Genomic DNA, 26,060 nt, shown 5'->3' with positions numbered 1-26,060 from the left:
GAGCCGAGATAGCGCTACTAATAACTTCGATCGTAGGTTAGGGCAGATTAAATATCGCGATGTCAACGGAGATGGATATCTCGACGTCGAAAAGACTGTTAGTCAAGATGTAATTCACCTAACCAAGAACGTCGATGATTTTCGCAAAGCACAAGTGATGCAACACATCGCAAGCTGGACAGAAGTATACTTATGGGACGAAAGAATACTGACGTTCAATCTTGACAAATCAAAAAGTTCGATAGATTCTGAATAATTCTTGGTTTGGTTGCCGGCTTAACCAGTCGCTCCCGCCAAAAAGACGGCGGGCAGGCAAGCTGATCCCGCGTAAATGCAATGCGGGACAAGCCCCATGAGCTGGCTGCAATTTACCGCGCAAGATGGTTATGAATAAATTTAAATATTGGTTCGGCGCGATGTCGGTGCAAGTTGAGAGTTTGCAGTGCCGCAGCTTAGCGCCGGTACGTTGGCCTGCACTCCTAAAGGATGAACTATGCAAAAGATAGCCGTACTCTCGGATATACATGGAAACATCAGCGCTCTCGAGAAAGTAGTGGATGACTTCAAGTCGAGACATGTAGATGGCGTTCTTAATCTCGGCGATCATGTCTCAGGGCCCCTTTGGCCAAAAGAGACCATCCAATACCTGATGGAACAAGACTGGATCCAAATATCTGGAAACCAAGATCGGCAACTAGTCCATCAAGACCCCAAATATCATGGCTCTTCCAACAGCTATGCCTTTCAGCAACTGAATCGCATTGAACTAGACTGGCTCAGAGCTTTGCCAGCCAGCATGGAAATTCAGAAGGAAGTGCTCTTGATTCATGGTGCACCGTCCAGCGACACTACCTACCTGCTGGAAACCGTGGAACACGGACGAGCAAGATTGGCAACTCAGAGAGAAATCATAGAGCGGCTTGGCGGAACGAAGGCGCGTGTAGTACTTTGTGGTCATACACACGTTCCCAGGCTGGTTGAAGTGTCTGAAAACATCCTAATTGTAAATCCGGGCAGCGTAGGGCTACCAGCATATGCTGATGAGTTTCCGGAATATCACATCATTGAGACTGGGTCACATCACGCACGCTACGCCATCCTAGAATTTGTAAATGGTTGCTGGCAGGCAGAAATGATTGCGGTACCATACGAGTGTCAGAAGGCAGCTGCGCAAGCGCTCAAGAATGGTCGTCTTGATTGGCAAATTGGTCTACAGACTGGTTTTATGCAGTAAAGTGATGCAGGCTAACACCGGCTCCAGCGGACAGCGGCTCGGCCGCTGCCGCTGAGCCCAGCCGTTAGACGGTGTGCAATCAAATAGAAGTTCATACTCATGCAAAAGATATCTCAGCCATATTCAGTTCACACATATAGTTATGGATCGCTAGACAGCCAGGAGGGCGATTTGTACTTGCCTCATGTATTGCGGCCTCAGGTTCTGTGCCTGCTTCACGGTGGTTTTTGGAGGATGCCATACGGTCGAGATGCGCTCTCAGCCATAGCGAAAGACCTTGTGGCCGGGGGCTATGCAGTTTGGAATATTGAATATCGAAGAGTGGGCGCTCCGGGAGGAGGTTGGCCTGAAACTCTTCACGACGCTGCCTCAGCGGTGGATCACCTTGCGGCGCTTGTGGACGACGGGATCGAACTTGATTTGAACCGGGTCATCGTTGCCGGACATTCTGCAGGTGGTCAACTTGCATTATGGACAGCAGCACGGAACAAACCCGCAAATATCTCTTCACCGGTTCGCGTCCGGCCCGTTGCGGCAGCCGGTCTGGCAGCGATTACCGATTTTGCGCGCGCCTACGAGCTCAACGCGGGAAAAGGCGCAGTCAATGAATTTTTAGGTGGATCGCATGGTCAGTATCCGGATCGCTATGCAGCTGCGTCTCCGATTGAATTGCTGCCCCTCGGTGTAAAGCAATTGATTATTCACGGTGTCAACGACGAAGTTCTACCGATTGACCTCTCCCGAAGTTACGCTGCTGCGGCGCAAGCGTCCGGCGATTGTGTCGAGTTTGTTGAGTTACCCGATACAGGGCATATGGATTTCTTGGATCCAGGTAGCAAGGCGTATTCGGTCCTTTGCGAATGGCTTGCAACAGTATGAGTGAGTCGGCTAGCCAGCGGCTCAAGCTGAACACTCAAGTATTTGGCCAAAAGGTACCGACTTTATTATTATGATCACTTGAGAAGAGATTTTTGCATCTCGGGCCGCTAAGGCTCTACTCTTACCCCTCATTTAAACTTTCCCTTTCTCAATCCTTCGTAAGTCTTTATATTTAATTATGTTAAAAAGATCGATAATTGTCCTTGCATTCATGTCGGCGTTTGCCGCTTCAGCATTTGCGCAGACTGAAAACCCTGTCGTCGGAAATACTCAGGTCGATTCCGACTTGAAGTTCGGTCTCGAATTGTTCAAGAACAAGATGTACGATCTCGCCGAGGAGCAATTCAATAAATTTCTGCAGGAATATCCGACATCTCCGTCTGCTTCGCAGGCTCATTATTATCTCGCGATGTCGCAGTTCGAACAAAAAAAATTCACGGCAGCATCCTCTAACTTTCAGAATTTTGCCATGCAATACTCGAGCGATCCGCTGGCGCCGACGGCGTGGGTGAACGCAGGAGAGTCCTACGCGAAGGACGGAGATTATGCGAACGCTGCATTATCATATGAGCGCCTGCAGGTCTTTTATCCAAAGGATAACCGCGCAGCAAGCAGTCTCTCCAGTGCCGCGAAATATTTCGAGCTCTCCGGAGACACGTCTCGTGCTGAGATTTCGCTTCTGACCCTCGAGCAGGAATATCCCACGAGTCCAGGCTATTTCAAGGCGACTCTACAGCTCGGTAATCTGTATTTCAGCTCCGGCCAGGAGCTTAAAGCTGAGGACCAATTCAAGGCGCTCCTTTCCTCGGACAATGATTCGGTGAGAGTCATGGGTTTGGTCGCACTCGGCAGACTGAACCGATTACGCGGAATGTCAGTTCAGGCGGGAAAATATTTTGACGACGCGATTCGAATGAACATAAATCCTCAAAGCACGGACGCCTTGTTGGAACGTATCGAGCTCGAGATGGACGCCGGAAATTTTTCCTCCGCGCTGAAGAGTGCGGACCAAATCGATGTTGACGGATTGACAGCTGATGAAAAAGACAGGCTTGAATTCGAGAAGAGTTATGCCTTGCTCGCGACGGGAGACGATGCGGCATTCAAGGACATTTCCGGCAAACTGAAGTCGCTTCTCCCGGAGTACAAACTAAAGATTGCAGATCTCCTACAGACTAGGAAGAAGTATTCAGAAGGGTTGACGGTACTCAAAGGTTTTCCTTCCAAGGAAACAAATGAACGGGTTCTGAATCTCTACGCCGAGCTTGCGTTCAAAGCGAAAAGAATGAAGATCGCGGACTCGCTTCTGACGATTTTGATTCAGCGCATGAGAACACCGGACGTTAAATATGTCGTGAAACTAGTAGATATCGAATCGAAATACTTGAAAGATACGGAGCTTGCGAGGAGGACATTCTATCAATACCAAAATATTCTCAAAGACAGGCCGGATGCATTCTTGTATTATGCTGCCTGCTTCGATGAAAGCGACGCCAATTATGAAGACGCGATCGACAACTATCGTAAGCTTCTAACATCATATCCGGAGTCCGATTATGCCGATGCCGCCGACAGCGCTTCAAATTACGTTTCAACTTTCAAAAATATCGACTACAAAAATGCAGTTGCCGGTTTGGCGGCGATCGTTTCCGAGCAGGCGATTTCGCCTAATGCAGGCACCCTTTTTGAAATCGGGGATCTCTTCGAAAATGATTTGAAAGATTACAGGAAGGCGGAAGATATTTTCCGCCGGATCATCTCAATCTCGACAGGGGACACTCAAAGGGCGGCGCAGTACCTCCTCGCGAATGTACTGGAAAAAGTTTCGACGGCGAAGGAAGATGAAAAGTCGGAGCCGTATTCGATTTATGAAAAGCTGTCCCTGTCTCCCGAGAATGATTCGGTCGCGGAAAATTCTCTCTTCAAAGTGATCGAGATGCAGATCGAGTCCCGCGATTCAGCCGGAGCCGGGGATTCCGCGGCTTCATTCCTGAAGCGCTTTCCAAACTCGGTTCACGTTCCCGAAGTGAATTGTATACTAGCGAAAACATTTTACGGCTCTGCAGATTATCATGAAGCTATCGTTCAGGCTGAGCTTGTTCAAAGCGATCCTTTTGGTGACGGGACACTTGCGGATGCCCAGCTTGTAATTGCCCGATCGGAGATGGCCATCGACTCTCTTGATGCCGGGAAAACGATTCTCGAAAATTTTTTCAATTCTCAACCGCCTAAAAAATATTTACTGAAAGGACAATTGCTTTACGCTGAACTCTTAAAGAAAATGAATCTGGATGCCGGAGATGCTTATCTGTCGGTCCTTGATGAGCTTCAACCTTCTGCATACAAGGAAAAAGTGAAGTTACAGTTTGCGGATTATTTGTACTCAACGGAGAAGTATGACACCGCATGCTCAACCTATCAGACTATCGGCGATGATGAACCATGGCAGACCATTTCTCCGGATATCCTTTACAAGATGGCTTACTGCAAATTGAGATCGGGAAATTTGAACGGAGCAAAGGACCTTTTTGGAGAAGTAGTGACGGGTTCGGCGAATACGCCGCTGGATGATTCGGCGCGTCGAGAAGTGACGGACTCATACTACCAGCTCGGGAAAATTTATGAATCGCTTGGCGATAAACGGATGAGCGCTGCGTTCTTCGAAAAGTTCGGCGACATAGTGGCACTCGCGAATGCCGCGGAGACGTATCTCAAGTTAGGCGACTATGATAATGCGGCACAGCTCTATAAAAAAATCCTGAGCACTGCGGTCGACACGCTCAGGGCATTTTCGGCGGCGAGGCTGATCGAGATCGATTATAAGACCGACGAGATCAAATCGGCAGACGCCGCTGCGGCAAAGTTCAAGAAAAACTATCCCGGCAAAGACGACAAGTATTTGGCGCAATTCCTCGTCGACAAGGCCGAATATCTTATCCGGAACAAACAATACGAGGAAGCACAGAAGCTGCTGGACAAGGTGGGGAGCGATTATGACGGAACCGCCGCGTACCCTGTCTCGATTCTGGATGGCGCCAGAATCTTGGTCGAACTTGGAGATCTTGTCAAGGCTCAGGATAAGCTGACGGAGCTGCTGAAAAAATTTCCAAACAGCGGGGCGGCTTCGGCGGCTCGCCTTGAACTCGGTGACATATATTACGCCCAGGAGAAATATCAGGATGCAATAAACATATTCAGGGCAATTTATTTCGATTCGCTTTCGGATGGAGATCTTCTGCGTGATGCAATGAGCAGGCTCATCAGTTCGTATGAAAGCGCGGGACAGTATGACGGCGCACTCGATGTCGCGAGGAAATTCATATCGAAGTATCCCGACGACGAGTCCATCATGGATATGAAGATCAAAGTGGGCATACTTTATGAGGAATTGAAATATTTCGATCAGGCGCTCCTCACTTTTCAGAATCTTGCCAAAGAGGCGGGGCGTGATTATCAGGCGGAACTTCATTATTATATGGGTGCGATCTACAACGACAAGGGCGATTACGCAAATGCCATATTGGAGTTTCTCAAGGTTCCTTATTTAGTTTCAAAGGGCGCCGTGATCGATTGGGCGGCACAGTCATATTACATGGCTGGAAAGTGTTACGAGCAAATGAACAAGCCTAATGATGCAATTGCTATGTATCAGAAAATTATAGATAAGCCTCATACCGACAAGCAATTTGTCGACGGCGCACAGAGGGAAATAGACAGAGTGAAGGCATTGCTAAAGTAGTGAAGAATTGAAAGAGAATGGCGAAAAGCGGAATCAGAAAAATGGATTCGGGGAACTGATCGATGTTTGAAAAGGAAATTTCAAGTTTCGCGTTCAATATAGCGAAGCGTTACACCGGCGAGAGGATACCGCTCCGCACGCTTCAATCGGATTCGGAGCTGCCGGCTAATTTTAAGAGGTTTGCCGAGGCTGAGGTGGATGAAATAATCGACGATGAGGAATTCGGGAAGAGCAAAACCGGCAAAGTGGATATGTCTCCCGCGGAGATACAGACACTCTTCAAGGAAATCCGCCATTCCGTCAAAAGCTCTTTCGAGTTTTCCCGAGACGATTTTCTCGACCTGACCGACAAATCTTCAAAGTTCCTGTTCAATTATATCATTCGTCCGCGATGGACGCTGGAGAAATTCCTGTTCAAAGGACTGCGTGATATTTCTAAAGCGAATTTTTACCGGGCAGAGAGATTCCTCAGCGATTACCAGTATTACTCGAAGGGAATAAGTGAATACATGGAGTTCCAGACCAAGGACTCTATCGACGTTGACAGTTGGAGGAAGCTCCACTCGAAAATTGACGAGCATCTTCTGAGCTCGCTGCCGTCAAATGCCGAATCTCTTACCAATCCTCTCCTGGAGTTGTTCGAGTTCGCAGCCGGGTATCCGAAGATTCCGGTAGACGCCCTGGTTCTTTTCTTTAGAGATAAATCTGCGGACGAGATCGTGGACCGCATAGAGTTCGCGAAGGAAGTAAAAGGGTTTCAATCGCTCAACTCCCGCGACGTCGAGTCGCTTCTGCAGGCTCCGGCGAGGGATATGACGCAGACGGTGGACCTGCTCAAGCCGCAAATAGAATCTTCAAAAGACTGGGAGTCATTTGAAAGGAGGGCGGAACGTCAGCATGAGAAAACCGAGATGAAAGGTGCGGATGATAAAAAGGAGGCCGGAGAATACAGTTCGGGGTCGAATCCCCAATCGCAGGCAGAGCCTCCACAGGTCGCCGATGCACTACAGAAAACACCTTCCGTGAGGACTTTGTTGAGCGCAAAGAATGAAGCGAAAATTGTCAAGAAAGTATTCGGAGGGAGCAAGTCGCTGTACCATATTGCAATTCATAAGTTAGATGAAAGCGCAGACTGGAAGGGCGCGTCAAAAATCGTTGAAGGGATATTCATTGATCGTGGAATCAACCCATTTTCCAAATATGCGGTTGCATTCACCGATGCAATTAGTAAAAAATTTAACCACGATGCGAGCACCTGATCCACGAAATTCCAAGATCCATTTCTGAAGCTTCAAAAAATATCGAAATCCTAAAATCAAAAGCCGGTAGACCCTATAGATTCCGGGTTTATTTTTTTGTTGCTTGAAATTATTGGAATCTGGAAAGTCGATGTAAGTATTTTTTTGTCCGACCATGGCACATTTTGTTGACGAAGCAGTAATTCACGTGAGGGCGGGCGACGGCGGCAACGGCTGCGTGAGTTTCCGGCGTGAGAAATACGTCCCGCGCGGCGGTCCCGACGGTGGAAACGGCGGAAAGGGCGGGGACATCGTTCTCGTGTCGGACAAAAACCTTACAACTCTTCTTGATTTTCATTATCGTGCGACGTTCAAGGCGGGACGCGGTCAGCATGGGCAAGGCTCCAACAAATTCGGCAAAAGTGCCGAGGACTTGATCGTCAAACTGCCTGCGGGAACAATCGTCGAAGATGCGGAATCAGGCAAGAAGATCGTCGATATGGTAAAAGACGGGATGGAGTTTGTTGTCGCGAAGGGCGGAAAAGGCGGGAGAGGAAACGCCGAGTTTGCAACTTCTACGGATCGCGCGCCGCGCAGAGCGGAACCGGGAAAATTAGGCGAAGATAAAACTTTGAAACTCGAATTGAAGCTTCTCGCCGACATCGGTCTCGTCGGTTTTCCAAACGCAGGTAAGTCGACTCTCCTCTCTGTTATTTCGGCAGCAAGACCGAAAATTGCGGACTATCCGTTCACGACGCTCGCACCGGTTCTTGGAATCGCGAAGTACAAAGATTTCTCATTTGTCGTGGCAGACATGCCGGGGTTAATTGAAGGGGCAAGCCACGGCAAGGGCCTGGGCATCTCTTTTTTGAGACACATAGAGAGAACGAAGGCAATCGCGGTCCTCATCGAGTCTGTGTCACCGAATCCAATTGAGGATTTTCAAAAGTTGATGGAAGAAATGCGGCTTCACAGCAGCGACCTCCCGAAAAAAGTCAAGATGGTCGTTTTCACCAAGATCGATCTTGTTGATGGTTCGCGGATGGCAGACCTTAAGAAGACGAACTTTCCCGGGAGGCTGAAGAAACATTTTATCAGCGCCGTGACTGATGCCGGTGTAAAAGAGTTGCTTGGAACGTTTTGGTCGATGATCAAGAAATAGTCGCGAAGGCACCTTATCGGGATACAGGTTAAGACAAACGTTGTATTTGCACCCGAACCCCTGCCTTCAAACGTCACCTCATTTTGTCAGTTCGAGGTTTTGCGGTTAATCCGATTCCATTTCTGCAAGCGATGCGCGGATAATATCGATCCCTTTTTCTATCTCGGATGCGGTGACGTTCAACGGGGGTCTGAAACGAATGGTTCGTTCGCCGCATCCTATAATCAAAAGATTTCTGTTGAAGGTTCTCTGGCGGAGTTCCAGCCTCTTCCGCGGAGAAGGCATATCAAACGCACAGAAGAGTCCGCGGCCTCGCGTATTCCGTACAAACTGCGGGAAATCCGATTCCAGATCTCTCAGCCTCGTAAGAAGGAGTTCGCCGATCCTGGCGGCGTTGTCGACAAGTTTTTCTTCCTGAATGATCTGAAGCTGCCGAGTGAAGCGTACCATGTCGGTAAGGTTCCCTCCCCAAGTGCTGTTGAGCCTTCCGGAGGTATTGAAGACATTTTCGATTACCTCGTTAAACATAGTCCCGGCGAGAATGCCGCAGACCTGTGTCTTTTTTCCGAACGAAACGACGTCGGGCTCGACGAAATGCTGGTGCGCCCACATCTTACCCGTGAGGCCAATCCCGGTTTGCACTTCATCAACAATCATGATGATGTCGTTGTCCGTACAGATGTCCCGAAGCCGAATGAAGAACTCTTTTCTGAAATGGTTATCGCCGCCCTCTGCCTGTATCGGCTCGATAATTAGTGCGGCGATGTCCTTTCCAAATTCTACTATTGCCTGCTTGATCTGGTTGAGCGATATTTCTTCTTCCTGTTTTACCAGTTTGAGATTCTCTTCATTCAGGGGGAAGCTGATGGCCGGATTGTGTATTCGCGGCCAGTTGAATTTCGGGAAATACCTTGTCTTGACTGGATCGGTATTTGTCAGCGAAAGCGTATAACCGGTGCGGCCGTGAAACGCTCTCCTGAAGTGAATGACCTTCAGCCTGTTCTCATCTTCGGTCGATCTGTAAAAACCGGAGCTGAGATTTCGTTGCATTCTGAAATCGAAAGCGGCTTTCAGGGCATTCTCAACCGCGAGTCCTCCTCCCTCGATCAGGAAAACGTGAGGAAGGTAATCCGGGATCGCAGTTCGCGAGAATGTATCTATGAATTCCGCCATCTCGACCGTATACGAGTCCGAACATGACGGTTTTTGTACCGAGACATAAGCTAATTTCTCAAGAAACTCCGGCGTCGTCATCTTTGGATGGTTGAACCCAACCGGATTCGAACCGAAGAATGTGAAAAAATCCAGGAACTTTTCTTTGCTCTTTGCATCGTACGCGTAGGAGCCGCTGCTTCGCTTGAGGTCGAATACGATATCGAACCCGTCCACCAGCATATGTTTGCGGAGAACGTCAGCCACATGTTCGGGGCTTATGCCTGGCGAGTAAATGTCGTTATCGGCAGTAGTAATTTTATTTTTTGTTTTCTTAATCTTTTTTGCCGGCATGATTCAACCCTTTGGGAACTTCGCTTTCTGAGTTTTGTATCTCAAATGTCTTCCCATAGAAATCTTCCTTCAGCTAGTCTTTCCGATTTGAAATCATCATCTCTAATCCGGGTTGAAGAATAGAATAATTGCAAGGATAAGTATCAAGACCGGAAGCAGAGAGAAGAACAAAATGTAGTGCAAGGGGCGGTTCAAGATAGGTTCGTCTTCTCGAAAGAGATGCTTGCTGACGAGATGAGAGCCGGCGGCGGATGAGCCTCCGGCAAGCGCAATAAGAGTTATCGATTTTATCGGACCGAGCGAAAACTTCAAGAAAGTTATCTGCGCTGCCATGGCAATCGTTAATCCTGCCAGCAGCCCGTAGAATCCGCCGAGCCAGATTAAAAATGACTTGCTCTGAAAAAGCAGCTTCATCCTTTTAATCCCAGTGTTTTATAAATGTAGTCAACATTTTTCAAAAGTGCATCTAAGCTGAAAATCCCGGCTAGCTCTTCGGGTGAGATTTTCTCAGCGACTTCACGATCTTTGCCCAGCGCCGAGAGGAAATCCTCACCTGTTTCCCAGCATTGCATGGCATTTCTCTGGACGATAGCGTAAGCCTGTTCTCTCGTCATTCCTCTTTCAACAAGCTTCAGCAAAATGTCTTCAGAGAAAAAGAGCCCGTGAGTGATCTGGAGATTCCTCTTCATATTTTCCGGGTAGACGACAAAATTCTTGAAGATTTTCTGAGATTCGAGAATCATGAAGTCCAGTCCCAGCGTCGCATCCGGAAATATCACGCGCTCGACGGACGAGTGGGAAATATCCCTTTCATGCCACAGCGCCTGGTTTTCGAGAGCGGCCATGGCATACGATCGCACCAACCTTGCCATGCCGCAGATTCTTTCCGCATTCACCGGATTCCTTTTGTGCGGCATTGCAGAAGAACCTTTTTGACCCTTTGTGAACGGCTCTTCGGCCTCGAGGACTTCCGTTCTCTGCATGTGCCGGACCTCAAGCGCCATCTTCTCGAACGTGCCCGCAATTACGGCTAGCACAGTCATGAATTGCGCGTGCCGATCGCGCTGGATGACCTGCGTGGAGGCAATCGAAGGCTGCAGCCCGAATTTCTTCGCAACATATTTTTCGACCTCGGGTGAAATGTGCGAATAAGTTCCTACGGCGCCGGAAATTTTTGCGACTGCGATTTCCTGAATGGCGCTCTTGAGCCGCACGATGTCTCTTCCGAGTTCATCGTACCACACCGCGATTTTTAGGCCGAACGTGATCGGCTCGGCGTGTATCCCGTGCGTACGGCCGATCTCGGGGACATCCTTATATTTCAGGCTTAACTCGCCTATGATTTTTTGGATGTCAAGAAGGTGTTTGAGGATGATTTCGCCGGCCTGTTTCAATTGAATTGCCGATGCCGTATCGAGAACATCCGAAGATGTCATGCCGAGGTGGACAAACCTTGCCGGTGGTCCAACATTCTCGCTGACATTCGTCAGGAAAGCGATAACGTCGTGCTTGACTGTTCTCTCAATTTCATCTATTCTTGCGACGTCGAATTTCGCTTTCGCTTTGACTTCGGAAACCGCCTCCGTCGGAATTCTTCCCAGCTGTGCCTGGCATTCCATCGCCGCAATTTCTACATCGAGCCAGATACGGAATTTATTTTCTTCGCTCCAAACGGCACTCAATTCGGCAGGTGAATAGCGTTTTATCATTTGCTGGTTTCCTTTGTTCCAACCTCGAGAGTCAGGGACAATAAGTTGTTGTTGCGGAGAATCTCGAATTTCGCTTTGCTCCCCGGCGGTAAATCGTGGAGCTGCGAAAGAAGTGCGTCGGCATCCCGCACGGGATCATCCTGATATTTTAGTATTATGTCACCCGGATGAAGTCCCGCCTTGTCTGCCGGGCTTCCGGGTTCCACGGTATTCACCATCGCGCCCGAAAATTCGCTCATGTTGAGAGACTTTGCGATGTTTTCATCGACAGTCTGCAGCTTCAATCCGATCCAGCTTACGTGTACCACTTTGCCGTATTTTTTCAATTGTTCCACGATGGCTCTTACTCTGTTTACCGGGATGGCGAATCCGTAGCCGATGTATGATTGACTTACACCGCCGGTGTAAATCATAGTATTCATGCCTATGACTCTTCCGTTCTGGTCGACGAGCGGGCCGCCGGAATTTCCCGGGTTAATCGCCGCGTCCGTCTCGATCATGCTGCTGTAATTTTTTACGCCGCCCATTTGGTCGTCGACTTTTAAGTTCATACCCAGCGAGCTTATGACTCCGACCGTCACGGTCGGTTTGTTGTTGATGTCAAACAGCCCGAAGGGATTTCCAAAGGCTATTGCCCACTCCCCAACAAGGATGCTGTCGCTGTCCCCGAGCCTGCAATACGGCAAGCTGTCTCCGTCGATTTTCAACAAGGCAACGTCGCTATTCAGATCGTGGCCGATTATCTTGGCAGGTCTTCTCGTGCCGTCTGTCATCGTTATGAGAACCCTCGTCGCATTATGGACGACATGTTCGTTGGTTATGATATATCCATCCGCCGAAATCAGAAACCCGGAGCCCAGACTTCGTATCTCAAATTTTTGTCTTTGCATGAACTGTTGGAAGAATGGATTGTCCTGAAAAAACTCACGAAAGAACGGATCAGCGGCAAAAGGACTCATTTGCTGCTCCTGTGCGGTGACATTTATGCCGACGACTGCCGGGCTGATTCTTTGAACGGATTTTGTGATCGCATTTTCCCGCGAAGAAGTCAGATCGTTTTCCTCGGCTCGCACGGATTGTGCCATGACAGTGGAAATTGATGGGGAGGATAGAAACAATACCAAAAGTAAGAGTCTGAGAGTCCCCGTGACGCATCCGGACGGCCTGCTATATTCCATTCTGTAATTCATCTTTTAAGGGAATCATATGTTTTGATAGAACGACGATCAAAAGTAGCGCCGCGAATACTTCAACAATCGGCGCGGCTGCAAATTTTGCAAGGAGCGGTATCGAAGCAATTAGAATTCCAAAAACGCTTGAGAGATATAGTTTTAATTTTGCCGCTCTGAGCGAAATATAGATCGCAAGATAGATTGCGACGGAAAGCGGCTGGACAATCAAAAGCGCGCCTGCCGCAGTTGCGAGTCCTCGTCCTCCTTTGAACTTTATGAAAACTGAGTAGTTGTGACCGAGAACGGCGAAAAAACCGGCCATGACACACAGACCTAAGCGGCCGTCGCCTTCTGAGACTATCGTCGAGCCGGTCAGCCCGAAGATATGTTGTGCTATCATGGTCACGGCGATCCCCTTGAGTATGTCAATTGTTCCAACCGTGACACCGATCAGTTTCGAGCCGGTAACATCATAGGCGTTCATAGCGCCTACATTTCCGGTCCCGTTTCTCAAAATGTCTATGCCTCTTGCCTGCTTTCCAACCACATAAGCCGTCGGAAAAGACCCGATTAAGTAGGCAACAACTGCTAGGGCTAGATTGAACACTAATTATTATAGGCAAAAATGCGCATATTTTCAATTTATCTGCGAAGCCGCAGCGAATTTTGATTTTTGTCTTAGAGAAGAGGTGAAATTGGAATCATGAGATTCGAATGTTGCCTCAAAAACCCATCACGGGAGCTTGAATTTGATTCGAAATCTAGATTTCAAAATTTCTTCAGTATGCTACCGAGAGTATGAAGTCGCCGGAATAAGTGCCGAGAGGCTGCGTCGGTGAGAGGTCAGCCGTGCCGCCGGCCCAGAAATAATAAGTGCCGGTTGAACTGGTGGTGACAGCATCCCCGCTTGAGACTATTGAGGCGTTGTTTTGGTTTGGAGAATTGCCGCCAGCAAGTGAGCAAGTGAAAGGCATGTTGTCCGCGCCGCTTGTCAGATTGGTTGAAGAGAACGAAACGGTGGCGGAGGCATTAGGGCCCGCGTCAAAAGTGAAATAGGCGGTCTGTGCGCCGCCGGTAATCGGGTCCACGCTGATCGACATAACTCCTTGCATGACGAATCCCATATCCATGTCGCGGAGCTTCGTCAGAGTCATCGCTCCGTTGATTTTGATAGTGACATTTGCCGTCGTGGTCGAAGGCTGGGCAAATGATTCCGTCGCTGCAATTGTACACAAGAGTACAAGGGTTGTCAATATTTTTTCCCGCATCTCATGCACAAATAATGCAAGACTTGTGCCGCCCCCTGGAAGCACGAAACAGGTGTTTTTATCAGAAATAAAAAAGGCAGGCGAGAAGAAATCGCCTGCCTGAATTACAAAAAGGAATCACATTTAGTAAGTGACCGTCAGGGTATAGGTGCCAGTGTAAGAACCCGTTGCTTGAGTTGGTGTTAGCGTCGCAGTTCCGCCTGCCCAGAAGAAGTAAGCTCCCGTACCACTTGTGGTGAAAATGCCGGGATTTGTCAGTGGGAGCGAAGTCCCTTGGACATTAACGGTGTTGCCAGAAGCCGTACCAGCGCCCGCGAAACCGATCGTGTTTCCGCCGCTTGCCAAATCAGTTGAACTCCAGCTCACGTTCATCTGAGTGCTTGCAGACGCACCAAGAGTGAATGTCCCGGTGGCGCCAGCGCCCGTAACTGGATTGATTGTCACGGTAGTTACTCCTTGAGGGACTATACCAAAAGATATATCTCGAGTTTTGGTTAACGAAATGGCATTATTGACAGTAAGATTTACAACAGCTGTGGCTTGTGCGAACGATTCGCTCGCGGCAAATGCTGTAAGGAGCACAGCAATAGCTAAGAATTTTTTCATATATTCCTCCGAAGAGTTTTTCAGTTATTGAACGATTTTATAGAAACTCGTTATCTCCAACGCTCTCTGGTGCACGTAATCTAACTCAAGGATGATAACAGTAACAACAGTTTGTGTTTCTCTCTCCAACTCTCCGAGGAGTTCTTCAACCACACAAACCGCCGTTTGGCGGCCGCCGCGTGCGGTGGAGAGCGTCCGCTCTATATTTAGCAACGCTTGTGCCGAAACTCGCCCGCAATATTTTCGGCGTTTTGTAACCTTTGGTTGAAGTTTGAGTTTGTTGCAGTAACAAAACTGTAATACTTTGTTACTTTTTCAAAATAGATCAGCCGGAAGGGAAAAGAGAGTTAGTGACTACTTCTCGAATATGATTCAAATTCAGCGACGGCAGACTTTCTGCCAAACATAAATTGCGGATTTCGAGCGGGAAGAAATCGTTACAGGGATTTCAGAATGAGAGCGATCTCAGATTCCATCGGGTGCCGCATCGACGTTTGTCATGATTCGCAGAATTCCGAATTATCTGAAGATCCGTGTTGACTTACGCGTGGCTTCGTCGTCTCAGCACACATCGTGGGTGGGTATCGAGCCGGTCTATCGCAGCAGATGAGAGTTGCGACACATTTTCAAAGAATGGGCTTGACATTTAATTACGACAGTAGTAAACTTTTCTGCCGTCAAAGTTATCGGTTAAGTTAGCGTTGAAGTGAGCGAAAATGTGACGATTTGAGGCAGTCAGCGAGGATGACTTCCGCCGGTTTAGCAACATGGTACAGAATTTTGCTTCTCCCTTAAGCAGAGGAAAGGAATGCGGTCTCGAGCATTTTTAATGTTTTCTAAGGAGGCATTTAATCTAAATAAACTTCACAGACAGGTGGAGACGTCTGTCTTCTTCCTTCTGGTCGTTGCCGGGACCGCTTCCTCCTTTAACTCGCACCGTATCATAGTTGCCAAGGATGGCAGCGGCCAATTCAGATCGATAACGGAAGCCGTCGACTCGCTTCCGATGTTTAATTATGAACGTATCACGATAGTCATTAAGAACGGCGTGTATCACGAAAAGATCAGAATCGATCAGGACTACATCACTCTCGAGGGAGAGAACAAGGACAGCACCATCATCGAGTACCCTCAGTTGAGGACAGATTGGATTGCTCATAGAGATCCGATCGGGCCCGCCGTCGTGAACATCCATGGCGACGACGACATCCTTCGGAATCTTACGATCAAGAATACCCAGCCTGAGATCGGTCCCCATGCATTCGCGGTATATGATGACGGCACAAGGACTATCATGGTCGACTGCAATATTTTGAGCAAAGGGGCTGATACGGTTTCACCATGGAATTACAAGTCAGGAATGTATTATATGGCGGATTGCAGCTTCAGCGGCTCCGTTGATTTCGTATGTCCGCGAGGATGGTGCCTCGTCAAGAACTCGAAATTTTATGAGGAGAAGAAGGGAAGCGCATCAATATGGCACGCCGGAAGTTTTGACAGAAATCAGAAATTGGTACTGGAGAACTGCTCGTTCGACGGAGTCGAGGGATTTGATCTGGGCAGGCATCATCTCGAAGCACAGTTTTATCTTTTGAACTGCACGTTCTCTAAAACAATGTCGGACACTCCGATATATCGCGTGGTCTACAGCGACTCCGCCGCAAATCAGAGCAGGCCTTTCAACTGGGGAGAAAGAGATTATTTTTATAATTGTCATAAGGACGGCGGCGATTATCCGTGGCTGGCGGATAACCTGAAAAATTCAGAGGGAAATCCTGCTCCGGAGGACATAACACCGTCATGGACGTTCGGCGGAAAATGGGATCCGGAATCGGCCGGCGGTCCGACCGTCGTGAAGCAGGAAGTCGATGATTGTCGTGTGCTTTTCACTTTTTCGGAACCGGTGACAGTTGTCGGAACACCGATCTTAAAATTGAAAGATGGAACGGAATTGAGATACAATTCCGGTGGCGGAACAGTTACGCTGAGATTTGATTCCGACAAGAAACTGATGGATGTCGATTTCAGTGATTTACAAATTGTAAACAATTCAGATATTGGAGGAACAATCGCGAGCGTTCACGAACGTAAAGCAGTGTTCCGCGAGAATCCAAGTAAGTGAACGTTGCGATACATCCGGACTCATTTAGGAAATTTCAAAAAGTTGGAGGTACTGTGAGGAAAAGTTTAATGATTTTGAGTATTGCAGTGTGCATTTCTCATGGTGGCATACTGCTGGCGCAGAACGTCGGTGACTATCAGTCTGCAGGATCGGGCAACTGGAACAGTCTGGCCACCTGGCAAGTGTATAATGGTACTTCGTGGGTGGCGGCGTCTGTGATACCCGATTCCACGAATGTCCCCGATACCTGTGTCATAACTATCCTTTCAGGTAACACGGTAACTTTCAAGGCGACCGACACTCTGCGCAACGTGGTTATTGCCCCCGGCGGTACTCTCATCGACTCGCTTACTTCTGGCGGAAATCCGGTGACTCTCCGCATTGTGAAGCCCGGCATAACGGTAAACGGCACTCTTACGATTGCCGGCTTTGTGACGCAGACCGCTTCTCCATACGGGATCACTTACGGCAAAGATTCATTGCACGTCGGCGGCACTGGCGTAGTCAATATCAACGACACTTCAACGACTAGTTCAACAAAAGGTTTTTTGCCTGCTGCGGTTTGGGCAGCAGGTTCAACTTTGAACATTAACTCCATAGGAGGAGTAACCGCCACTGGCTGGGGTGCAGGCGGTGCACAGAATTTCGGAAACATTAACTACAATGTCACAGGAGCCTACACCGGTAATTTGGGATGGGGCTTTGGAATCGGAAATGTCGTGAGCGGTAATTTTATGGTATCAGCAACCAACAATGGAACCACTGCCGGTCGTCTGCAGTTTTTCGGCGGATCATCCGGTAGCGTTCGCATCAACGGTAACTTGATCGTCACCGGAGGATATGTTACCGGATCGGGAACTGGCAGCAGTGCAACGTTTGACACCGTGTATGTCATGGGTAATTTGAAAGCTACACCGGGCGGCACCGGCGGATTCGCTGTAGACCGCGGAAGCCATGGCGGAGGAAATGACCATTCCGGTGTCGTGTGGTATTTCTATGGTGACAGTGTCACGATCGCGACTACTTCAACAAATACCGGCAACCTGGGAAATTCGAACAGTCAGAATAATACCTACCCATACTATCTCGATTCGAGATTTGTTTTTGCGAAGAGCGGAGTGCAGTATGCGAAGATTAAACCTACCACCTGCACTTCAACTTATGGACTTGACTTCGACGTGATAAACGGTGCACGGGTAAGCATGGTCGATACCTCTTACGTGATTTATCTCAGACTTATCAACGGAACAATAATTTCGCGCAATGCTCCTTTGATGTCCGGATGGTATACTGGCACGGCACTTTATTCCGGCACGATCGAGAATACAAGTTCGTCATATGTCGACGGCACACTGGGAGTTCTGGTGGCCAGTGCATCTGCTGTCACAAAGAGTTTTCCGATTGGCAGCAGCGCAGTCTATCGTCCCGTAGCCTTGAGCCTGACGCAGACAGCGGCGACGCTCTCTATTTACTCGGCGACGGAATTTGACTCAAGTGCGATGTCGCTGGGAAATGCGGGATGGTCGACGCCTGAAGCGTTCTCTCATGTTTCGAAAGTCAGATTTTATAACATCAAAACCTCAGGCGGGTCCGCGTTCACGGGCGGATCTCTGAAAGCTTATTACGGCTCGGATGATCAGGTTCAAACTCCGGCCGACTTGAGAGTCGCGCAGGGTCCGAGCGGATTGGGCACCTGGATCGACCTCGGTGGAACGGGAAGCGGGACGGGAGGCTCGGGACTGGATTCGATCACTACCGCCACGGCGTTCACTGATCTCACAACAAGTACCTTTTTCGCCCTTGCCACCATAGCGAATGACAATCCGATTCTCGGCCTGATAGCAAGCAACGGTACCGGCGGAGGAGATTGGAACAACGCTGCAACATGGAGCGGCGGAATTATCCCTGATTCAACAAACGATGTTATGATTGCCTCGAACGACTCTGTCGTCGTTACATCGACCTTGCCTGCGATCTGCAAAGGTCTGACTATTCAATCGAGAGCCAAGCTCAATGTGACAGCTCCGCTGATGATAAAAGCTGCGCTCACGACTCAGCCGAACGCGTGGTTCTATAACAGCAACTCGAGTCTCCCCTCATTTCCGCTGGCCGCTTCGTACAGCATCGACACGTCTAGCTATTATGTTCACACAAGTTTGGCAGGCACTTCGTTCGGATGGGCGGGTTACGATTCTACTTTTGGTAACGTGATTGTCTCTCGCGGAGGAACCGTCGCGGGAGCAAATCTGTCAATCAACGGGAGCTTGACAGTGCAAACGCCGGGCACATTGAGCGGTGCCGGCCTGAATTCGTTCGTCCACCATGTCCACGGGAATGTCTATGTGGTCGGCGGAGTATGGTCGTGCGTCGACACCAATGGTTCCAACACGATCACAGGTGTGTGGAACGTCGACAGCAGTGTGGTAGTGTCGGGAGGTACAATTGCTCCTTTCTCCAGCGCAGGTACTGCGGGGAACAGAGCCGGCATATTCAACATCAAAAATATTTTGCTGCTCGAACATGGAGCGCAGCTCGACGCCGGAACCAGCAGCAGTTCAACTCTGACCACTGAGACCGGCATAATCAATATCTCGGGCGGCTTCACCGTCGTCGACAGCACCGTCACCTTTGGTACAAATTCCAAAGGCTCACTCGCCATGAACTTCGTCGGAAACGGGAATCAACTCGTGTCATTAGGGAAACCGCTGTTGTTCTCCTCGCCATCGATGCCGTTGACCCTGGACGACACAGTTGCCGCGACTTCGAACCTTATTTTATCCGGAAGCAAATCGTGGGCGTCCACTTCACCGGGGGCCGCAAACGGCGACGGGGCATTTGTCGTGAATGGAATCCTGTCTCTCGGTGCTGCCGACACGATAAAAGGATTGCAATCTTTTGTGCTCGACAGCGGCGCAACCTTCTCCACCGGGAATCCTAACGGAGTTTCTCCAACCGGCAGCATACAGGTAACGGGCGCGAAGTCATACAGCACGAAAGCAAACTTTGTTTATGATGCCACGACACTTGCTCAGGTCACAGGAAGCGATCTTCCGTCGACGATAAACAGGTTGACAATCGTGAACTACGCCGGCGTTACGTTGAGCAAGAATTTGACTCTTACCGATTCTCTCCGCATTCCGAGCGGCGTGCTCCATCTCAGGGCCGATACTCTAACGATGCCAGGGATGATTGGAACTTCAAACATTAACTACATCGTCACAGACAGCCTCGGCGCATTGAAGATAAACGGCGTTGGCCCGACCAAGGTGTTGTTCCCTGTCGGCACGGAAACGGCGTACGATCCGGTCTGGATCGCTAACTCGGGAACCGCCGGTGCGTTCTTTGTCTCGGCTTTTCCTGACACGGCGTTAACTACTAACGGACTCGGAAGAGTCGATGTGGATTGGCAGGTCGCCGGGCCCGCCGGAGGCAATTGCGTCCTCCAGTTTGGATGGATGAGTGCACAGGAAGACACCGTTTTTGCAAAGCATCATTCGGACTATCCGGCGATTTATCTGCTATACAAAGATTCTACGGCAGAGGCCGGCGTTGGAGCCTATTCTACACAATTCACTCAACAGCCTTACACGATCTCGCGCAGAGGGATCACAACGTTCGGCACGTTTGGCGTCGGCCATTTCACTTTGACCGGTGTTGAAAACCAGGAAACCGTTCCGATAGTGTTCAGACTTTTCCAGAACTATCCGAACCCGTTCAACCCGTCGACCACGATAGAGTTTACGGTCGCGAAGGCGGCTCGTACGACCCTCAGGCTTTATAACGTCCTCGGTCAGCAGGTAGCGACGCTGTTCGACAGCGATGCCCAGCCCGGCAAGAAATATGTGGAGCGATTTGACGGCAGCATGCTTTCATCAGGAACTTATTTCAGCGTGCTCGAAAGCGCCGGGCAGAGAGAGATACACAAAATGGTATTGTTGAAGTAGTGTCAACCGGAGTTTGAGAGTTCTCATGAGAAAAGCTTTTCTGTTATTCGCCTTCGCCGTTGTTTGTGTTGCCGATGTGATGGGCCAGACTTCTTCTAACAGTATATGGTCGCTGACATCGAATCAGTCTGCCGTCGTCACAGGCAACGTAAGTGCGGCGGATCAGGCATTGAGCAATATGCAGGTATCATATAGCAGCGGCGCGCAGAGAAGCAGTCCGTCGGGAACGGCGGGGACATGGCCAGGCGAGTCCTCCGAAAACAGCAGCCGGTATATGCAATTCGCTGTTTCTCCAACGCCGGCCTTTGATTTTACGGTCACGTCTGTTTCGCTCTATCTTTACGTTAACAGCGGAAGCGGAATGAGAGCAAACGTTTATTATTCCGCCGACTCGACATTTGCCGCAAGGACTCAGATCGGCAGCACATTTACGCTCTCGAGCTCTGCACCTTCGTCTCCGAACGTTTCCGTTTCCGGAAATATTGATACCGTTAGATCGGGACAGACGTTTTACGTGCGTGTGTATCCATGGTACACAGGTTCAACCACCAGCAAGTATGTCATTGCGAATTCGGTTACTATCTCAGGAACCACTCTGAACAGCACGGTGCCGACCGTTTTTGTTTCGACGACCGGACTTCCTGATTTCGGAAAGGCGGCTGTTGGTGATTCGATTGTCGGCGTGACCTACTCCGTCTCCGGGAGTAACCTTGTCTCAGACATTGTCGTCACCGCTCCTGCAGGTTTCAAAGTGAGCAAAGACAGCATCCTCTTTGCAAACTCGATCAATATTTCTCCATCGGGCGGAACGATTTCAAGCACAAATGTCTACACGGAATTTGCCCCATCATCTGCAAGCGGTTCGATGAACGGCGTAATTACACACACAAGCAGCGGAGCCGCTACAAAAAATGTCGCAGTATCGGGAACTTCTCTCGCTGCCGAACCGGCGGCGCAATCATCGCTGACTTTCGGGACGATCACGGGTAACTCTATCGTCGTCAGCATGTCGGGCGGAAGCGGGAGCAGACGAATTGTTGTTGCTCGCGATGGTGGCGCGGTGACTTGGATGCCGGTTGACGGAAACGCCATCGGCGGAGCAGACAGCAACTTCTCCGCGGCGCTCGATCAGGGTAATGGAAATAAAATTGTGTACGACGGGAGCAACTCGGGTGTGACTGTGGTTGGCCTGGCCGTTGCCTCAACGTATTACTTTGCAGTGTACGAATACAATGTCGTCAGCGGCAATTCTCAAAACTACAATACGACCTCTCCTGGAGTCGGGAATGCAACTACGCTCGAAGCTCCGGGGCTTTCTGTTGCTCCCGCGAGTTTATCGTTCGGCAGTGTCATCGTAGATTCGATATCGGGTGAAAGAACATATTTGCTGTCCGGGTTATTTTTGACGCCGGCATCCGGGAACATCACTTTGACCTCACCGTCAAGTTTTCAAATTTCCACTACAACCGGAACGGGCTTCGATTCGTCGTTGACGATCCCTTACACCGGCGGAACGTTAAGTTCACAGACCATATACGTAAGATTTAGGCCTGGTGACAAAGTAAGTTACGGCGGGAATATTACAAACGACGGCGGCGGGGCGCCCACTGCGAACGTCGCGGTAACCGGAACAGGCGTGGACCAGATCGTCGTACCCGACTCGATTCCTTTCGGTTTCGCATCTTGCGGCGGAGGAACGACGGGCGGGAAAGGCGGCACGGAGATCATTATAACAAGCGGGCAGCAGCTGGAAGACATAATGACGCCGCGGCAGAAAACCGGCGATCCGCGCGCTCCTCTCATCCTCTATATCTCGCAAACAATTACCGGATTTGATTCCGAAGTCGATATCAAGCGGACGGGAAACGTCTCCATCATAGGAACAAGCAGGAATGCGAAAGTCCAGGGTTTCGGTTTTAAGATCGTGGATTGCAGTAACCTCATCATTCGGAATATTACATTCTCAGATTGCACCGCGGGAGAAGGAGACGGTATGTCCGTCGAGGGATGCAACAATGTCTGGGTCGATCATTGCTCGTTCACCGACAGCCCGAGCGTCGACCTGAATGCCAGCACTCACGACGGAGAATTGGACATCAAGAAAGAGTCGTACTTTGTAACCGTGTCGTACAATCATTTTATGAATCATAGAAAAACTTGCCTGCTTGGACATTCCGTCAGCGAGACCGGCGACACCGCTCTGAAGGTGACATACTATTGTAATTGGTTTGATGGTACGTATTCCCGCCATCCGCGCGTGCGTTACGGGAAGACGCATATCATAAACAATCTATACACCGATGTCGGTGTTGTAGGTACGGACTCGGGCGGATACGGCGTCGGAAGCACATGCGCCGCGCACGTTTTCGTCGAAGGAAATTATTTCGATCACACGCCGACTCCGACGCTGATTTCCCAGGTGAACGATCCAGGCGGGACACTCAGCGGGGACCCGATCGGCTACTTGAAAGCGTCGAATAATTATTCCGTAGCTTCCGGCCCTATCGTTGAGAACACGACCGGTTATGATTTTGATCCGCAAAATTTTTATAATTACACTGCGATGGATGCGCAGTCGGTGAAGAATATCGTAATGAAAAGCGCCGGTGCCGGAAATCTAGATTCTGTTTTTGTTCCCGACAAGATCCCCGGTTTTTATCTATCGGTGAGCACTCTGAACTTTGGATCTGTACCGGGCGGTGTGGGGAAGAAAGACACCGTGAACATCTCCAATGCAGGAACAGATACGCTGAAAGTGACCGCTATTTCGTCGACAGATTCGGCGTTTACGTTCGCACCCGCAACTTTCAGCATCGCGCCTTCCGACACTGCACGCCTGGTGGTAACGTTTACGCCGAAGGATACATCCGGTCATTCGGGCTTCATTATCCTCACGTACAACGCGGCAGGTTCGCCGGATTCTATTGCCGTCAGCGGGAAAGGTGTTGGGCCGGATGAAGTGGTCGGTAAGAAATTGCCGGCCGAATTTGCGCTGGGCCAGAATTATCCGAACCCGTTCAATCCGACGACTGTCATCGGTTATCAGCTCCCCGTTGCCGGTCATGTGACGTTGAAGGTATACGACGTGCTCGGTAGGGAAGTGAGGACATTGTTTGATGGAACAAAACAGGCGGGAACATATGAAGTGAGGTTCGATGCGGGCAATCTTCCGAGCGGAGTGTATTTCTACCGGATCGTCGCCGTCCCGTTGGGTCTTACGAAAGGATCTCTTGCGGCGGGAGAGAAGAAATTTGTCGACGTGAAAAAGTTTATGGTCGTGAAATGAACGATCATGTAGAAAACAGTTTCAACAAAAAACAGGAGAGAATCATGGGAGAAGCAATATTGAGTGTAAAACTAATTTTTCAAAAAACAAAAGATGGAGGGAAAATGGTAAGAAGGTTAATGCTTTTGAGCGTCATGGCGACTAGCCTGATGCTCGTTGCGGGAAATGCGTCTGCGCAGATAACAAAGCAGAGCAACAACACCGGAGGCGGAGATTGGAACACCGCCAGCACCTGGAATCCTTCGGGAGTTCCAGGAGCGTCAGACAATGTTGAAATTCTTGGCGGCGACAATGTGACGATGGCTGCAGCCGGAACGTGTGCTCTCCTTCAAATGGACGCCAACTCAACGCTGAGCATAAACGCTGCCGCAGTGTCTATTCCCGGTACGTCATGGAATCTGGCGTCTTCGAGCACCGTAGTACTTACCGGGCCGACGACTGTTCAAACTGCTATGACATACGGGAACTTGACTTACTCTACTACCTCAAGCGGTGGCCCCGCGGCAAATACTACTTTGAACATTGCTGGTAACCTCACTGTTACGGCAAGCACGTTCAGAGGTATTTCTGCGACGTCCGGGACCAACGTTGTGAACGTGACAGGAAATGTTGTTATTGGAACTGGAACGTCAGCGAGAATTACCGCCGTGAACAGCACCGCGTCAACAACTGCAAGCTGCACATGGAATATCGGAGGGAGCGTTTCTCTAACTGGAGCAGCTACTGGCAACCGGGTAATTCTTCAAGAGAGTGCGGGCCCACATAACGGAACCTCGATTATCAATATTGGCGGCAATCTTAACGTTAGTAGTCCCAGCGAGGTGCAGTACAGAAGCAGCACGACTGCGGGCGCCGGTACAGGGACATCGAATCTAAGTGTGAAGGGAAACATCGTGATCAGCGGTACCGGAACTATTCAAACTGCAACCGGCGGCACAGGGTATGTTCAAACGCTTACACTTAATGGAACAAGCGGGCAACAATACACCGGTGCTTCACCCAACGCTTTCGGAGCAGGGCAAACCCTGAGTGTCGTGGATAGTGATATGGCTGGAGTGACTTTTAATAGCGGCTTGACATTGAACACTAATGTTTCAATGACTGTTCAAGGCGACAACTTTACGCTCACGGCTCCTTCGGGAGATGTTTTGGCTACTGGCACTCTAAGCGTGTCAAGGACGATACCGGATAATGGTGGTACTAATTTGCCATCTGCGCTTGATGATGGCGGATATTCACTTACAACAAGATCGGACCAATACTGGACGCTTTCACAGCCAGGGTTTACCACCGGTACCTATAATTTGAGTGTCGATGGAGGAAGCCAAATCGATATTGCTACCCCGAGTGCTCTGAGAATTGTTCATTCGGGTGACGGCGGCACGACCTTCGATCTGGTTGGGACTCATTCTGCTGGTTCAGGAACCGTGGCTAACCGTACTGCCATTCCTGGTGCTACCACAGGACAGTTCTATCTTGGCGGCAACATGACCGATAATCCTCTTCCCGTCCAGGTCACCTCGTTCATTGCTGCGGGGACTCAGTATCTCCACAATGTCACCATGACATGGAAGACCGGCAGCGAGGTGAACAATGCAGGCTTCATTTTGCTGAGGAGAGCTCCGGGCGAGACCAACTTCACGCTCCTTTCAACCTATCAGAGCAACCCGGCACTCAAAGGTCTCGGCACAAGCACGACCGGAAGAACATATTCTTTCACCGATCAAACTGCCAGCGTCATTGGAAATTATGCCTATGAGCTGCAGACTGTCTCCGCAACCGGAGCGGTGAAGAACTACGGCGAAGTGGATGTCGCGGTTTCTAATCCGACCAAGTTCGCTTTGCTGCAGAATTATCCGAACCCGTTCAACCCGTCTACAACTATTACTTACGACGTAAAGTCGACGAGCAGCGTGAGCATCGATGTCTATGATATGCTCGGACAAAAGGTGGCGGAGCTTGTGAACGAGACGAAGGCTGCAGGCGAGTACACCGTATCGTTCGACGGCAGCCGCCTCGCGAGCGGAATTTATTTCTACAGGATGACGGCTGGAAATTATACTTCGACAAAGAGACTCGTCCTGGTGAAATAAGAAATTGACTTAACCCTCGGTTCCCCCTCTCTTTCCAAGAGAGGGGGTCGGGGGATAAGTTAAGGTAAGATCCTGCCGATGGATTCGGCAGGAGGGAGCAGC

Annotated in this window: 17 protein-coding genes; 10 read left to right on the top strand and 7 right to left on the bottom strand. The window is 49.7% G+C overall.

Going from position 1 to position 26,060, the window contains the following annotated elements; genetic code table 11:
• From VLX91_05370 to obgE, 6 genes are all read left to right on the top strand, one after another.
• Window positions 1-256 (top strand): hypothetical protein (locus VLX91_05370; GenBank protein HUI29624.1); only part of this gene is annotated, 256 nt, incomplete at its 5' end.
• A 237-nt stretch (window positions 257-493) separates the two neighbouring features.
• Window positions 494-1,234, top strand: coding sequence for a metallophosphoesterase family protein (locus VLX91_05365; GenBank protein HUI29623.1), 741 nt, complete (start codon window positions 494-496; stop codon window positions 1,232-1,234).
• 99 nt (window positions 1,235-1,333) lie between these two features.
• A complete protein-coding gene (locus VLX91_05360; protein ID HUI29622.1) occupies window positions 1,334-2,113 on the top strand; it encodes an alpha/beta hydrolase in 780 nt (259 codons plus the stop codon).
• A 178-nt stretch (window positions 2,114-2,291) separates the two neighbouring features.
• Window positions 2,292-5,852: a tetratricopeptide repeat protein gene (locus VLX91_05355; GenBank protein ID HUI29621.1), complete on the top strand. Its 3,561-nt coding sequence runs from the start codon at window positions 2,292-2,294 to the stop codon at window positions 5,850-5,852.
• Between the two features lie 62 nt (window positions 5,853-5,914).
• On the top strand, window positions 5,915-7,111 hold the full coding sequence (locus tag VLX91_05350) for a hypothetical protein (GenBank protein HUI29620.1): 1,197 nt from the start codon (window positions 5,915-5,917) through the stop codon (window positions 7,109-7,111).
• A gap of 154 nt (window positions 7,112-7,265) precedes the next feature.
• The gene (obgE, locus tag VLX91_05345; GenBank protein ID HUI29619.1) at window positions 7,266-8,252 is read left to right on the top strand and encodes a GTPase ObgE; all 987 of its coding nucleotides are present in this window, start codon (window positions 7,266-7,268) and stop codon (window positions 8,250-8,252) included.
• Between the two features lie 105 nt (window positions 8,253-8,357).
• Here obgE and lat read toward each other — a convergent pair whose 3' ends face one another.
• The 7 genes from lat to VLX91_05310 all read right to left on the bottom strand — a co-directional run bounded on the left by lat (window position 8,358) and on the right by VLX91_05310 (window position 14,513).
• Window positions 8,358-9,758: an L-lysine 6-transaminase gene (lat, locus tag VLX91_05340; GenBank protein HUI29618.1), complete on the bottom strand. Its 1,401-nt coding sequence runs from the start codon at window positions 9,756-9,758 to the stop codon at window positions 8,358-8,360.
• Between the two features lie 102 nt (window positions 9,759-9,860).
• The gene (locus VLX91_05335) at window positions 9,861-10,172 is read right to left on the bottom strand and encodes a hypothetical protein (GenBank protein HUI29617.1); all 312 of its coding nucleotides are present in this window, start codon (window positions 10,170-10,172) and stop codon (window positions 9,861-9,863) included.
• Window positions 10,169-11,467 (bottom strand): adenylosuccinate lyase, encoded by a 1,299-nt coding sequence (gene purB, locus VLX91_05330; protein HUI29616.1) that lies wholly within the window; start codon window positions 11,465-11,467, stop codon window positions 10,169-10,171. Before purB ends, VLX91_05335 begins: the two co-directional genes overlap by 4 nt.
• The gene (locus VLX91_05325) at window positions 11,464-12,657 is read right to left on the bottom strand and encodes a trypsin-like peptidase domain-containing protein (GenBank protein HUI29615.1); all 1,194 of its coding nucleotides are present in this window, start codon (window positions 12,655-12,657) and stop codon (window positions 11,464-11,466) included. The genes purB and VLX91_05325 overlap by 4 nt, the downstream gene beginning before the upstream one ends.
• Window positions 12,635-13,246 carry a glycerol-3-phosphate acyltransferase gene (locus VLX91_05320; GenBank protein HUI29614.1) on the bottom strand — a complete coding sequence of 204 codons (612 nt, stop codon included), beginning with the start codon at window positions 13,244-13,246 and terminating at the stop codon, window positions 12,635-12,637. Before VLX91_05320 ends, VLX91_05325 begins: the two co-directional genes overlap by 23 nt.
• A 172-nt stretch (window positions 13,247-13,418) precedes the next feature.
• Window positions 13,419-13,892: a DUF4402 domain-containing protein gene (locus tag VLX91_05315; protein ID HUI29613.1), complete on the bottom strand. Its 474-nt coding sequence runs from the start codon at window positions 13,890-13,892 to the stop codon at window positions 13,419-13,421.
• 138 nt (window positions 13,893-14,030) lie between these two features.
• Window positions 14,031-14,513, bottom strand: a complete 483-nt coding sequence (locus VLX91_05310; protein HUI29612.1) for a DUF4402 domain-containing protein — start codon at window positions 14,511-14,513, stop codon at window positions 14,031-14,033.
• An 874-nt stretch (window positions 14,514-15,387) separates the two neighbouring features.
• On the opposite strand from VLX91_05310, the gene VLX91_05305 reads away from it, so the two are divergent.
• The 4 genes from VLX91_05305 (at window position 15,388) to VLX91_05290 (ending at window position 25,958) form a co-directional block, all read left to right on the top strand.
• Window positions 15,388-16,635 (top strand): pectinesterase family protein, encoded by a 1,248-nt coding sequence (locus VLX91_05305; GenBank protein HUI29611.1) that lies wholly within the window; start codon window positions 15,388-15,390, stop codon window positions 16,633-16,635.
• 68 nt (window positions 16,636-16,703) lie between these two features.
• Window positions 16,704-20,579, top strand: coding sequence for a T9SS type A sorting domain-containing protein (locus VLX91_05300; GenBank protein ID HUI29610.1), 3,876 nt, complete (start codon window positions 16,704-16,706; stop codon window positions 20,577-20,579).
• Window positions 20,580-20,604: 25 nt separating this feature from the next.
• Window positions 20,605-23,865, top strand: a complete 3,261-nt coding sequence (locus VLX91_05295; protein HUI29609.1) for a T9SS type A sorting domain-containing protein — start codon at window positions 20,605-20,607, stop codon at window positions 23,863-23,865.
• 44 nt (window positions 23,866-23,909) lie between these two features.
• Entirely contained in the window at window positions 23,910-25,958 is a 2,049-nt protein-coding gene (locus VLX91_05290) for a T9SS type A sorting domain-containing protein (protein ID HUI29608.1), read from the top strand.
• Window positions 25,959-26,060 lie beyond the last annotated feature (102 nt).

It is taken from the genome of Candidatus Acidiferrales bacterium, assembly GCA_035515795.1.
In the GTDB taxonomy this organism is placed as follows: domain Bacteria; phylum Bacteroidota; class Ignavibacteria; order Kryptoniales; family JAKASW01; genus JAKASW01.
Note: the sequence above shows the minus strand (reverse complement) of the source record. Positions and strands in the feature narration are given on the sequence as shown.